This window comes from Gillisella vitis, assembly GCF_021559775.1.
Lineage (GTDB): Bacteria > Pseudomonadota > Alphaproteobacteria > Rhizobiales > Rhizobiaceae > Allorhizobium > Allorhizobium ampelinum.
The window spans coordinates 3152488-3164911 of sequence record NZ_CP056047.1; the positions used below are offsets into that span (position 1 = coordinate 3152488).

Here is a 12424-nt window from a genome sequence, read left to right on the forward strand (position 1 = left end):
CGTTATGCCGCCCATCATTGTGGGTACCGGCAAAATCACGAACAGACAGGGCCAAGGCCCGCATGAGACAAGCGCAAAGCGCTCACATTAACTGGCCTTTTCCGTCGCAAGCTTCAAACCAAGCACAATGAAGACCGCACCGCTGATGCGGTCGATCCATTGGCTGGCGCGTGAAAAGGCCGCACGCATTTTCGGCGTCGTCATGAAAATACTGACGCCGACAAACCAGGTGATCAGGCAGGTCGCCATCACTAGGCCATAGCCGAACTTAACCGCGATCGGCGTGTGAATGCTGACAACCGTGGAGAAGATCGACAGGAAGAAAAACACCGGTTTTGGATTGAGGGCATTGGCTGCAAAACCCAGAAAGAAGGACTTGGAGATCGACTGGCGTTTTCGATCGCCCGCCTCCACAGTCGGCTGCGCCGTCATATCGGATTTACCCGCCCGCAATGACTTCACACCAATGTAAAGCAGATAGGCGACACCACACCATTTGACGATATTGAACAGGTAGATCGACTGGGAAATGATCAGGCCAAGGCCGAGAATGGTGTAGGTCACATGAAACATCAGCGACGAACCAACACCGAAACTGGTGATGATCGCCTCACGCCGTCCATGTACAAGGGATTGGCGCATGACCATAGCCAGATCAGCACCGGGAGAGACGATAGCGAAGGCGAAAATAGCCATCAGGGATGCGAGTTCAAACAGATAGGGATGCATCGACTTTCCTCACTCCGCGCCATAAGCAGCCGCTTAAAACAACAGGACCAACAGCATCGCCACCAGACCTGCCATCGAGCCCACCCATACCAGCGACCGGATATAGGGAATTCCCGCCAGATAAAGCGGAATGTAGATAATCCTGCACACCAGCCAGACCCACGCACCGATCAGGCCGAACCCATGTGGATCACCAGCCAGAATGAGGCCGAATGCAAGGGCAATGAACCCGGGATAGGTCTCCCTGAAATTCGTGGAGGCCCGCGCCGCACGGCCCGCGAGCTGACCGGTCGGTTTCCTGTCATTATCCCTCGGCCCGGCATTCCAGTTCGTTCCGAGTTCTTTTGTCGCCGTCATGCCTTGCAGCATGATGTGGACGATCAACAGAAGCACACTGATACCAATCAGCGGCAAAAAAGGCGAAGCGGCAAGAAAAGTCGGTTGCATGTTCATGCTCCACTTTTTGGTTCACACCATTCCCGATGGAATGCCGCATCGCATTTTGTATCTGACATCTTCCGCCACCTATTGGCAGCGGAAGACGATCTCATTCGGTGTATTAGAGATCGAGAACCAAACGTTCGGGATCTTCCAGGCTTTCCTTGACGCGCACGAGGAAGGTCACGGCTTCCTTGCCGTCAACAATCCGGTGGTCATAGGACAGTGCCAGATACATCATCGGGCGGATGACGATCTGACCACCAACAACAACCGGACGATCCTGGATCTTGTGCATGCCCAGGATACCGGATTGCGGCGCATTGAGGATCGGCGAGGACATCAGCGAACCGTAGACGCCGCCATTGGTAATGGTGAACGTGCCGCCTTGCATGTCAGCCATCGAGAGCGAACCATCGCGGGCAGCCTTGGCAAGACGACCGAGATCCTTTTCGACTTCCGAAATCGACATCTGGTCGGCATCGCGGATCACAGGAACGACCAGGCCCTTGTCGGTTCCGACGGCCATGCCGACATGGCAGTAGTTCTTGTAGATGATATCGGTGCCGTCGATCTCAGCGTTGACGGCAGGAAGTTCCTTCAGGGCGTGGGTAACAGCCTTGGTGAAGAAGCCCATGAAGCCCAGCTTGACGCCATGCTTCTTTTCGAAAATGTCCTTGTATTTGTTGCGCAGGCTCATCACCGCCGACATGTCCACCTCGTTATAGGTGGTCAGCATGGCAGCCGTGTTCTGCGCATCCTTCAAGCGCTTGGCGATGGTCTGGCGCAGGCGGGTCATCTTGACGCGCTCTTCGCGGGATGCATCGTCGGCAGACGAGACCGGACGCGGTGCAGCAACCGGGGCCGGAGCAGCGGCAGGCGCCGACGCACCCTTGGCGACGGCGGCGATCACGTCGCCCTTCAGCACCTGGCCACGCTTGCCGGAGCCATCCACCTGATCGGCGGAGAGATTATTTTCAGCCAGCATCTTGGCCGCAGCAGGCGCTGCCGGCATGGCAGAACCCGCAGCCGGGGCGGCAGGGGCCGCCTGGGCAGGTGTAGCAGCAGGCGCCGGGGCAGCAGCAGGAGCAGGTGCAGCCGCACCAGCCGATGCGCCTTCGGCGATCTGGCCGAGCAGAGCGCCGAGACCAACCGTTTCACCGTTCTGGGCGACGATTTCGGTCAGAACGCCCGAAGCAGGACAAGGGACTTCAACCGTAACCTTGTCGGTTTCCAGTTCCACGAGCGGCTCGTCCGCCTTGACGACATCGCCGACTTTCTTGAACCAGGTGCCGACGGTGGCTTCGCTGACGGATTCACCCAGAGTGGGGACGCGGATTTCAGTGGCCATGATGATAAATTCCGTTGATCGATATGGATTTCGAGCGAAAGGGTGGACCCGGCAGCATTAGCCGCCGAGTGCGTCCTCCAGGAAGGCTTGCAGCTGGGCGAGATGCTTGGACATCAGGCCTGTTGCCGGAGAGGCAGCAGCCGGACGACCGGTATAGCGCACGCGCTGATACTTGGCGTCGATATGCGCCAGCACCCATTCCAGGTAAGGATCGATGAAGGACCATGCCCCCATGTTCTTCGGCTCTTCCTGGCACCAGACCATTTCCGCATTGCGGAAGCGGCTGAGCTCATTGATCAGCGCCTTGGCCGGGAACGGATAGAGCTGTTCGATACGCAGCAGGTAGACATCATCGATGCCACGCTTTTCGCGCTCTTCCAGCAGGTCATAATAAACTTTGCCACTGCACATCACCACGCGGCGGATCTTGGCATCCTTCTGGAGCTTGATCGGACCGTCCTTGATGATCTCGGCATCATCCCACAGCAGGCGATGGAACGAGCTTTCACCTGCCATTTCCGCCAGGGTAGACTGGGCCCGCTTGTGGCGCAGCAGCGACTTCGGCGTCATCAGGATCAGCGGCTTACGGAAGTCGCGTTTCACCTGACGGCGCAGGATATGGTAATAATTGCTCGGCGTCGTGACATTGGCCACTTGCATATTGTCTTCGGCGCACATTTGCAGCCAGCGCTCCAGACGAGCCGAAGAGTGTTCCGGTCCCTGACCTTCATAGCCATGCGGCAGAAGGCAGACGAGACCGGACATGCGCAACCACTTGCGTTCACCCGACGAGATGAACTGGTCAAACACCACCTGGGCACCGTTGGCGAAGTCACCGAACTGGGCTTCCCACAGGGTCAGCGCATTCGGGCGGGCCAGCGAATAGCCGTATTCAAAGCCAAGCACAGCCTCTTCCGACAGCATCGAATTGATGACTTCGTAGCGGGCCTGGTTAGGCGCCAGGTTGGCCAGCGGAATATAGCGATCTTCGCTTTCCTGATCGTAGAGTACCGAATGACGCTGGCTGAATGTGCCGCGCTCGCAATCCTGGCCAGACAGGCGGATCTTGTGACCTTCGACAACCAGCGAACCAAAAGCCAGTGCCTCGGCCATCGCCCAATCGATGCCCTCGCCGGTCTCGATCATCTGCGCGCGGTTTTCCATGAAGCGCTGGATGGTGCGATGCGCCTTGAACCCATCAGGGATGGTCGACAGCTTGCGACCGATCTCCTTCAGGGACTTCATCGGCATGGCTGTCTTGCCGCGACGCTGCTCATCGGCATTGTCGGCGGCGCGAAGACCGGACCAGACGCCATCCAGCCAGTCAGCCTTGTTGGGCTTGTAGGACTGGCCGGCCTCGAATTCCTGCTCAAGATTGGCGCGCCAATCGGCCTTCATCTTTTCAAGATCGCCTTCGGTAATCACGCCTTCAGCAATCAGACGATCACCATAGACCTGAACAACCGTCTTATGGGCGCGGATTTCCTTGTACATCTTTGGCTGAGTGAACGAAGGCTCATCCCCTTCATTATGGCCAAAGCGACGGTAGCAGAACATGTCTACAACCACAGGCTTGTGGAACTTCATGCGGAATTCGGTGGCCACCTTGGCGGCATAAACCACAGCTTCCGGATCATCCCCATTCACATGGAAGATCGGCGCTTCGATCATCTTGGCCACATCCGATGGATATGGCGAGGAGCGCGAGAAGCCAGGATTGGTAGTAAAGCCGATCTGGTTGTTGATGATCACATGCATCGTGCCAGCCACGCGGTGACCGCGCAGACCAGACAGGCCGAGAATTTCAGCCACAACGCCCTGACCCGCAAAGGCAGCGTCACCATGCAGCAGCAGCGGCAGAACCTTGGCGCGCTCCTTCAGCGGAATCACGTCGCCTTCCCAGACTTTGGCCAGTTGGTCCTGCTTGGCGCGGGCCTTGCCCATCACCACGGGGTTAACGATTTCCAGATGTGACGGGTTGGCCGTCAGCGACAAGTGAACCTTGTTGCCATCGAATTCGCGGTCAGACGAGGCACCCAGATGGTACTTCACGTCGCCGGAGCCTTCAACTTCATCAGGCTTGAACGAACCGCCCTTGAACTCGTGGAACACGGCGCGATGCGGCTTGTGCATCACATTGGTCAGCACGTTCAGACGGCCACGATGCGCCATGCCGAGCACGACCTCTTCGAGACCTTCCTGACCACCGCGCTTGATAATCTGCTCCAGCGCCGGGATCAGCGATTCGCCGCCATCCAGACCAAAACGCTTGGTGCCCTTGTACTTCACATCGATGAACTGCTCGAAGCCTTCAGCCTCAACCAGCTTTTGCAGAATGGCTTTCTTGCCCTCGACAGTGAAATCCACGCCTTTATCGGGGCCTTCGATGCGCTCCTGAATCCAGGATTTTTCTTCCGGATTAGAGATGTGCATGAATTCGAAACCGAGCGTCGAGCAATAGGTGCGCTCAAGAATTTCGATCATCTCACGCACGGTGGCATATTCCAGCCCCAGAACGTTATCGATGAAGATTTTGCGATCAAAATCGCCTTCGGTAAAGCCGTAAGACAATGGTGACAGCTCGTTGTAATCTTCAACCGCGGTAGCGATGCCCAGCGGGTCGAGCTTGGCGTGCAAATGACCGCGCATGCGATAAGCGCGGATCATCATGATGGCGCGCACGCTATCACGGGTCGCCTGCAATACGTCGGTTTCAGAAACCGGCTTGCCTGACGTTGCGGCTGCGGCTTCTGCCTTGCCCTTGACCTTGGTTTCAATGGCCTTCTCGACCAGACCCCAATTGCCATCCAGCGCCGATACCAGATCGGTACGAGGCGTCAGCGGCCAATTGCTCCGCTGCCAGGAGGCTCCCTTGGCCGCCTTTTTCACGTCGCTTGGATTATCGCCCAGCGCCTTGAAGAAGGATTGCCACTCAGGCGATACCGAATTCGGATCGTCTTCGTAACGCGCATAAAGCTGCTCGATATAGATCGCATTCGATCCGTCCAGGAACGAGGTGATCTGAAACTGCTCGTTGGCTTCTTGCCTTGCCATGGTTTTTTGCGGGCCTCGTGCCCGCCTCCCGACTTGAGGTCATCACCGAACTATTCGACCGAATATTCGGTTTGTCGAATATCTGCCAGTCAAGGCTTGCGCTCGGCTGGACTTGAAATGCCTGCACGGGCAGACGCCATAAAGACGTCTGCCCGCTCATCCCTATGTGGTCTCAGCCCTTGAGAACTTCAACCAGCGTCTTGCCAAGGCGGGCTGGCGAGGGCGAAACCCGAATGCCAGCCGATTCCATGGCTTCGATCTTGTCTTCCGCGCCGCCCTTGCCGCCGGAGATCACAGCGCCTGCGTGACCCATGGTGCGACCGGGAGGAGCCGTACGACCGGCGATGAAGCCAACCATCGGCTTCTTGCGGCCCTTCTTGGCTTCGTCCTTGAGGAACTGTGCGGCTTCTTCTTCAGCCGAACCACCGATTTCACCGATCATGATGATCGACTTGGTGGCTTCGTCAGCGAGGTACATTTCCAGAATGTCGATGAACTCGGTGCCCTTGACCGGGTCGCCGCCGATACCGACAGCCGAAGTCTGGCCAAGGCCTTCATTCGAGGTCTGGAAAACAGCCTCATAGGTCAAAGTGCCGGAACGCGACAACACGCCAACCGAACCCTTGCGGAAGATCGAGCCCGGCATAATGCCGATCTTGCATTCTTCCGGCGTCATCACGCCTGGGCAGTTGGGGCCGATCAGGCGCGACTTGGACTTGTCGAGGCGAGCCTTGACCTTGACCATGTCGGCGACCGGAATGCCTTCCGTGATGCAGACGATCAGCGGAATTTCAGCTTCGATGGCTTCGATGATCGCAGCAGCAGCGCCAGCTGGCGGCACGTAGATCACCGATGCATTGGCGCCGGTGACGTCCTTGCCTTCAGCAACGGAAGCGAAGATCGGCAGGGTTTCACCCTTGGAGCCGGTCCAGTTGCTGCCACCCTTGGAAGGATGAATACCGCCGACCATTTTGGTGCCGTAATAGGCAAGCGCCTGTTCGGTATGGAAAGTGCCGGTCTTGCCGGTCAGGCCCTGTACGAGAACCTTGGTGTCTTTATTGATCAGAATCGACATTACTCGGCTTCCTCTTCCTCGAATTCGAGGGGTTCAAATGCCTCAAAGGCGTCATTGGAAAAGCGATAGCCCATGCCCTTGGCCGGCTTCTGCGTCAGCTGCTTCTCAAGGCTCTTGGACCATTGGGTAAAGAACCAATCGAACTGGCCGTCGCCCTTGGCAATGGCAAGTTCGCCCTTCCAGACAAAGAGGCTCGCGTCCTTGGACTTGTCAGCGAAATAGGCGAGCGCATCGTCATTATCGTTGAAATGCACCCAGCGTTCGGCGACGTCGCCATCGGTTGGAAGCTCGCTGTCAAAGCAGACGAAGTAGCACAGATTGATATCTGTCTCATTCGGGCCAAAAGGCTGGCGCTTCACGGTCTTGGATGTATCAGCCATCAGATCACGCTGCCTTCACGGCTGCGACGATCTTCTGCGCAGCATCGTCCAGATCATCCGCCGAAATGACGTTGAGACCGGATTCGTTGATGATTTTCTTGCCCAGTTCGACATTGGTGCCTTCGAGGCGAACGACGAGTGGAACGGTGAGACCGACGTCCTTGACGGCAGCCAGAACGCCTTCGGCAATCACATCACACTTCATGATGCCGCCGAAGATGTTGACCAGAATGCCCTTCACAGCCGGATCGGCAGTGATGATCTTGAAGGCTGCCGTGACCTTTTCCTTGGTCGCGCCGCCACCAACGTCGAGGAAGTTTGCCGGCTCAGCGCCATAGAGCTTGATGATGTCCATGGTTGCCATGGCAAGACCTGCGCCATTGACCATGCAGCCGATATTGCCGTCGAGGGCAACGTAAGCCAGATCATATTTGGAGGCTTCGATTTCCTTGGCGTCTTCTTCCGTCTTGTCGCGCAGAGCCACAACGTCTTCGTGGCGGAACAGGGCGTTGCCGTCGAAGGACATCTTGGCATCGAGAACGCGCATACGACCGTTCTTCATCACGATCAGCGGGTTCACTTCCAGAAGCGCCATGTCCTTTTCGACAAAGGCTTTGTACAGGATTGGGAACAGCTTTTCAGCGTCAGCCTTGGCTTCGCCTTCGAGCAGCAAAGCCGCAGTCAGGGCTTCGAGATTGGCAGCCGTTACACCAGCTTCTGGATCAATCGCAACGCTGATGATCTTTTCCGGGGTGTCGTGAGCAACCGTTTCAATGTCCATGCCGCCTTCGGTGGAGACCACGAAAGCAACCTGACCAACAGCGCGGTCGACGAGCAGCGACAGATAAAGCTCGCGCTCGATATCAGCACCGTCCTCAATATACAGGCGGTTGACCTGCTTGCCGGCAGGGCCGGTCTGGTTGGTCACCAGCGTGTTGCCGAGCATTTCAGCAACATGCGACTTCACTTCGTCGATCGAGAAAGCCAGGCGAACGCCGCCCTTGGCATCAGGGCCGAGTTCCTTAAACTTGCCCTTGCCGCGACCACCAGCGTGGATCTGGCTCTTGACGACATAAAGCGGGCCAGGAAGCTGCTTTGCGGCCGCCTCGGCTTCATCGGCGGAAAAGATTGCCACACCTTCGGCAACCGGTGCGCCAAAGCTCTTCAGCAGAGCCTTGGCCTGATATTCATGAATATTCATCGTCTGGTCCTGTGTTCGGAGCAATTCCAGAACCAGCGGTCATGCCGCCCGGCTTAGAACTGCGTTAAAACCATGCGCGGCTGCGCCATCATCCGCAGATGAAGGCGCAGCCGCCAAAGGCGATTACTTAAGAGCCGGAGCGATATTGATGCAGGCTTCGCAGAGACCGGCGACAGCGCCGACTGACTTCTGGAAGGCGGCTTCCTCGTCCTTGTTCAGTTCGATCTCGATGACGCGTTCGACGCCGCCAGCACCGATCACCGTGGGCACGCCGACATACATGTCCTTGACGCCGTACTGACCGGTCAGGTGTGCAGCGCAAGGCAGAACGCGCTTCTTGTCCTTGAGGTAGGATTCAGCCATTTCGATCGCCGAAGCGGCTGGCGCATAGAAGGCCGAACCGGTCTTCAACAGGCCGACGATTTCGGCGCCGCCATCACGGGTGCGCTGGATAATCTCTTCCAGGCGTTCAGCGGTGACCCAGCCCATCTTGACCAGATCGGTCAGCGGGATACCGCCAACCGTGGAGTAACGAGCCAGCGGCACCATCGTGTCGCCATGGCCGCCAAGCACGAAAGCCGTGACGTCCTGAACCGAAACGTTGAATTCCTCAGCCAGGAACAGGCGGAAACGCGAGCTGTCGAGAACGCCGGCCATGCCGACAACCTTGTTGGCCGGAAGGCCGGAGAACTTCTGCAACGCCCAGACCATGGCATCGAGCGGATTGGTGATGCAGATCACGAAGGCGTTGGGGGCATATTTTTTGATGCCAGCGCCAACCTGTTCCATGACCTTGAGGTTAATGCCGAGCAGGTCGTCGCGGCTCATGCCGGGCTTGCGCGGCACACCAGCGGTGACGATGCAGACATCCGCACCTTCGATGGCGGCGTAGTCGCTCAAACCGGTCAGCTTGGCATTGAAGCCTTCAACGGGCGACGACTGCGCAATGTCGAGACCCTTACCCTGCGGTACGCCATCGGCAATATCGAACAGGACGATGTCGCCCAGTTCCTTCAAGCCGGCCAGATGGGCCAGCGTACCACCGATCATTCCAGAACCAATAAGTGCGATCTTGTTGCGCGCCATTGAAGTGCTTCCTTTTAGATCCAAAACCAAGTCGGCCCTCCAATAGAGTGACCGGCCTTTGGGCCATTCGCATAGCGCGACCTGGAAAAAAGCGCAACCGATATTTATGATAGCATATTTTTCAATCGTTTAGACTATAAAATTCTTACGTAAAGGTAAGATATTAAGTCATCAATTCTTCACATTTCCGCAATGCGGGCTGCATGCGCTTCGAGATATTCACGGCTACGCATCTCAAACAGCCGCGACGCCGTCCGGTCGAATTCGAACCCTTCGGTTCCTTTTCTCGCTGTCAGCAGGGCCTCGGGCTCGGCGGCAGCGCTGGCATGCACCCGCACATGATGGTCATAGAGTGCGTCGATCAGGATGATGAAGCGCTTTGTCTGATTGCGCTTTTCAGGCCCGAGATAGGGAATATGATCGATGAAAATAGTGTGAAACCGGTCGGCAAGCGCCAAGTAATCGGAGGCACCCAGCGGCTGCTCGCAAAGTTCGGCAAACGTGAAGCGCGCCATTTTTCCAACGGCTCGCCTCACCGGCAAAAGTCTGCCTTTCATCTCGATATCCAGCGGCTTTTCAAGACGGCCTGCGGTCATCATTTTCCAGGCGCGGTCCATTTCCCGATCCGCTACAGCATCGGCCGGAGAAAGATAGATCGGAAGCTGATCGGCCTTTTCCAGCCGGTAATCGGTCGGCGAATCGAGCGAGAGGATCTCGACATATTGTTTGAGCAAGCCGATGAACGGCACAAACAGACCCCGATTCAGCCCATCCAGATAGAGATTGTCCGGCTCAACGTTGGAGGTCGCCACCAGAATGCAGCCACGGGCGAAAAGTTCGGTAAACAACCGCGACAGGATCATTGCATCGGCAATGTCGGTAACGGTGAATTCATCGAAGCACAAAAGCCCGGCTTCAGCAGCCAGTTGCTCAGCTACCGGCGGCACGGGGTCGGCCTGTTTTGTCTCGCCATTTTTGAGTTTCTGCCGATGGATGTGAATGCGATTATGCACATCGGCCATGAATTCGTGAAAATGCGCCCGACGCTTCTTTTCCACGGGCGCCATGCGAAAGAACAGGTCCATCAGCATGGTTTTGCCGCGCCCGACGCTGCCATGGACATAAAGCCCCATGATCTTGGTTTGGGGCGCGCGATGCCGTGCAAAGATCCAGCCAAGCGCCGAGGACTTCTTCGCTGGTTTGCGTTCTTTCAACTGGAGAAGGATGCGATCGAGCCGGGCTGCGACCGCCATCTGGGCGGGGTCGGCCATCAGCTCCCCCGACAGGGTCCGCGCCTTCAGATCCTCGCTGACGCTGAGGGCATAATCGGGCACAGGCTGCATGTCGAACTCCGCGGAGGATATAGGCCCGCCCCTATCGCATCAAAGGGCGGGAATTCAGAATGAAAGGCGGCTCAGCCACCCTTACCGGCTGAGGCTGACAGGCTGGCCAGCGCTGGTGGAGCCGTTGAAGCGATTGTCTGCTGTCTTGTAAAGAGTACCGATCACATTGCCGTCGCGATCCTTCAGCATCAACTGCTTGTTGGCGACGTCCCAGGCGCCCATCGTCGTCAGGGGGCCGACGCAACCGCGCGTACCGCCGCGCGATCCACCACCCAGATTGGTGAGGGTCAGGAACATGTCGCAACTGGACTGGCCATTGGCCACACGCCAATTGCCAACCATCTGTTCCTTGGTGAAATCGAGAGAGCTACCCGGCGGCGGCGCATTCGGTGTCAAGGCAGCGCTCTGGTTAGACGTGGGAGCGACCGGAAACTGGCTTGCACCTGGAGGCGGCAATTGCCCCGATTGAACCTGAGGCACCGGTTGCGCCTGCAAAGGCGGCAGTGACGAGGAACCGTAATCGCTTGACGTACGCTGACACCCGGCAAGAGAAAGCACGACCATCAAACCCGTCGCCGCAAATTTCAGTTTCATCCTAACACTCCCGGTTGCTTCATCATCGTCAGCTTTCGCCTTTCAGCGGCAGCTATCATGCACCAAACGCCCGGAAACTAGCGCCAAAGCTGGTTTGAAATCAAGGCAGAAGCCTCTTCAACGGCAAGCAAATAGCGGGTTTGCGTCCAGAAGATCGATATTTTCATTACAAAACCGCGTGAGATGCAGCCAATAGCGCCGCCAGAGACTGTCGCAACCGCGACAGCAGCCCGCCCGCGCCACTCACATGATGAGACATTGAAGATGGATCATCCTGTTTCTTTTGCAAATATCTCAAGCAAGCAATGCATTTGAGATATTTGGAATGCCTTCAAGGCGAGGATGCCTGAGCATCTTCGCCTTGGGCTTGACTGCGTCGGGCAACCTGCGTCAAACGCGGCGCTCGACCATCATTTTCTTGATTTCGGCAATCGCCTTGGCCGGATTGAGGCCCTTTGGACAGACTTGCGCGCAATTCATGATCGTATGGCAGCGATAGAGCCGGAAGGGATCTTCCAGATTATCCAGTCGCTCGCCCTTGGCCTCGTCACGGCTGTCGATCAACCAGCGATAGGCTTGCAGCAGCACGGCGGGGCCAAGATAGCGGTCGCCATTCCACCAATAGCTCGGGCAAGACGTCGAGCAGCAAGCGCACAGAATGCACTCATAAAGGCCGTCCAGCTTCTGCCGGTCGTCATGGCTCTGCTTCCATTCCTTAACCGGCGTCGGAGACACCGTTTTCAGCCAGGGTTCGATGGAGCGGTGCTGGGCATAGAAGTTGGTCAGGTCGGGAACTAGATCCTTGACCACAGGCATATGCGGCAGAGGATAGACCTTCACGGTCCCCTTCACCTCGTCGGTCCCCTTGGTGCAGGCCAGCGTGTTGGTGCCATCGATATTCATCGCGCAGGAGCCGCAAATGCCCTCACGACAGGACCGGCGGAACGTCAGCGTCGGATCGATCTTGTTCTTGATATAGAGAAGACCGTCGAGAACCATCGGACCGCAATCGTCCATATCGACATAATAGGTGTCGAGGCTTGGATTTTTGTCGTCATCGGGGCTCCAGCGATAGATCTGGTATTCCCGCAGGTTCTTGGCACCTGAAGGCTTTGGCCAGACCTTGCCCGGCTTGATCTGAGAATTCTTGGGAAGCGTCAGTTCAACCATGTC

11 protein-coding genes are annotated in these 12424 nt (G+C 57.1%); all 11 read right to left on the reverse strand.

From position 1 onward, the window contains the following. Positions 1–87: 87 nt before the first annotated feature. Positions 88–729, reverse strand: coding sequence for a LysE family translocator (locus AVCG78_RS14590; RefSeq protein ID WP_071202965.1), 642 nt, complete (start codon positions 727–729; stop codon positions 88–90). 33 nt (positions 730–762) lie between these two features. Beyond that, positions 763–1176: an MAPEG family protein gene (locus AVCG78_RS14595; protein ID WP_071202967.1), complete on the reverse strand. Its 414-nt coding sequence runs from the start codon at positions 1174–1176 to the stop codon at positions 763–765. A gap of 112 nt (positions 1177–1288) precedes the next feature. Beyond that, positions 1289–2518 (reverse strand): 2-oxoglutarate dehydrogenase complex dihydrolipoyllysine-residue succinyltransferase, encoded by a 1230-nt coding sequence (gene odhB / locus AVCG78_RS14600; RefSeq protein ID WP_087729387.1) that lies wholly within the window; start codon positions 2516–2518, stop codon positions 1289–1291. A 57-nt stretch (positions 2519–2575) separates the two neighbouring features. After that, positions 2576–5572, reverse strand: coding sequence for a 2-oxoglutarate dehydrogenase E1 component (locus AVCG78_RS14605; RefSeq protein ID WP_071202971.1), 2997 nt, complete (start codon positions 5570–5572; stop codon positions 2576–2578). Between the two features lie 172 nt (positions 5573–5744). Further along, the gene (sucD, locus tag AVCG78_RS14610; RefSeq protein WP_060718671.1) at positions 5745–6647 is read right to left on the reverse strand and encodes a succinate--CoA ligase subunit alpha; all 903 of its coding nucleotides are present in this window, start codon (positions 6645–6647) and stop codon (positions 5745–5747) included. After that, a complete protein-coding gene (locus tag AVCG78_RS14615; protein WP_015917396.1) occupies positions 6647–7027 on the reverse strand; it encodes a hypothetical protein in 381 nt (126 codons plus the stop codon). Before AVCG78_RS14615 ends, sucD begins: the two co-directional genes overlap by 1 nt. A gap of 4 nt (positions 7028–7031) precedes the next feature. Beyond that, positions 7032–8228: an ADP-forming succinate--CoA ligase subunit beta gene (sucC, locus tag AVCG78_RS14620; RefSeq protein ID WP_015917397.1), complete on the reverse strand. Its 1197-nt coding sequence runs from the start codon at positions 8226–8228 to the stop codon at positions 7032–7034. A 123-nt stretch (positions 8229–8351) separates the two neighbouring features. Beyond that, positions 8352–9314 carry a malate dehydrogenase gene (mdh, locus tag AVCG78_RS14625; protein WP_174096755.1) on the reverse strand — a complete coding sequence of 321 codons (963 nt, stop codon included), beginning with the start codon at positions 9312–9314 and terminating at the stop codon, positions 8352–8354. Between the two features lie 179 nt (positions 9315–9493). Next, positions 9494–10657 carry a cell division protein ZapE gene (gene zapE, locus AVCG78_RS14630; protein ID WP_071202973.1) on the reverse strand — a complete coding sequence of 388 codons (1164 nt, stop codon included), beginning with the start codon at positions 10655–10657 and terminating at the stop codon, positions 9494–9496. 81 nt (positions 10658–10738) lie between these two features. Further along, a complete protein-coding gene (locus AVCG78_RS14635) occupies positions 10739–11251 on the reverse strand; it encodes a protease inhibitor Inh/omp19 family protein (RefSeq protein ID WP_015917400.1) in 513 nt (170 codons plus the stop codon). A gap of 390 nt (positions 11252–11641) precedes the next feature. Then, complete coding sequence (locus AVCG78_RS14640; RefSeq protein ID WP_015917401.1) at positions 11642–12421, reverse strand: succinate dehydrogenase iron-sulfur subunit; 780 nt, start codon at positions 12419–12421, stop codon at positions 11642–11644. Between the last annotated feature and the right edge of the window lie 3 nt (positions 12422–12424).

Coding starts and splice junctions, on each gene's coding strand:
- zapE (WP_071202973.1), bottom strand. CDS start 10,657: ATGCAGCCTGTGCCCGATTATGCCCTCAGCGTCAGCGAGGATCTGAAG.
- AVCG78_RS14640 (WP_015917401.1), bottom strand. CDS start 12,421: ATGGTTGAACTGACGCTTCCCAAGAATTCTCAGATCAAGCCGGGCAAG.
- AVCG78_RS14615 (WP_015917396.1), bottom strand. CDS start 7,027: ATGGCTGATACATCCAAGACCGTGAAGCGCCAGCCTTTTGGCCCGAAT.
- AVCG78_RS14595 (WP_071202967.1), bottom strand. CDS start 1,176: ATGCAACCGACTTTTCTTGCCGCTTCGCCTTTTTTGCCGCTGATTGGT.
- AVCG78_RS14605 (WP_071202971.1), bottom strand. CDS start 5,572: ATGGCAAGGCAAGAAGCCAACGAGCAGTTTCAGATCACCTCGTTCCTG.
- AVCG78_RS14590 (WP_071202965.1), bottom strand. CDS start 729: ATGCATCCCTATCTGTTTGAACTCGCATCCCTGATGGCTATTTTCGCC.
- mdh (WP_174096755.1), bottom strand. CDS start 9,314: ATGGCGCGCAACAAGATCGCACTTATTGGTTCTGGAATGATCGGTGGT.
- odhB (WP_087729387.1), bottom strand. CDS start 2,518: ATGGCCACTGAAATCCGCGTCCCCACTCTGGGTGAATCCGTCAGCGAA.
- sucD (WP_060718671.1), bottom strand. CDS start 6,647: ATGTCGATTCTGATCAATAAAGACACCAAGGTTCTCGTACAGGGCCTG.
- sucC (WP_015917397.1), bottom strand. CDS start 8,228: ATGAATATTCATGAATATCAGGCCAAGGCTCTGCTGAAGAGCTTTGGC.
- AVCG78_RS14635 (WP_015917400.1), bottom strand. CDS start 11,251: ATGAAACTGAAATTTGCGGCGACGGGTTTGATGGTCGTGCTTTCTCTT.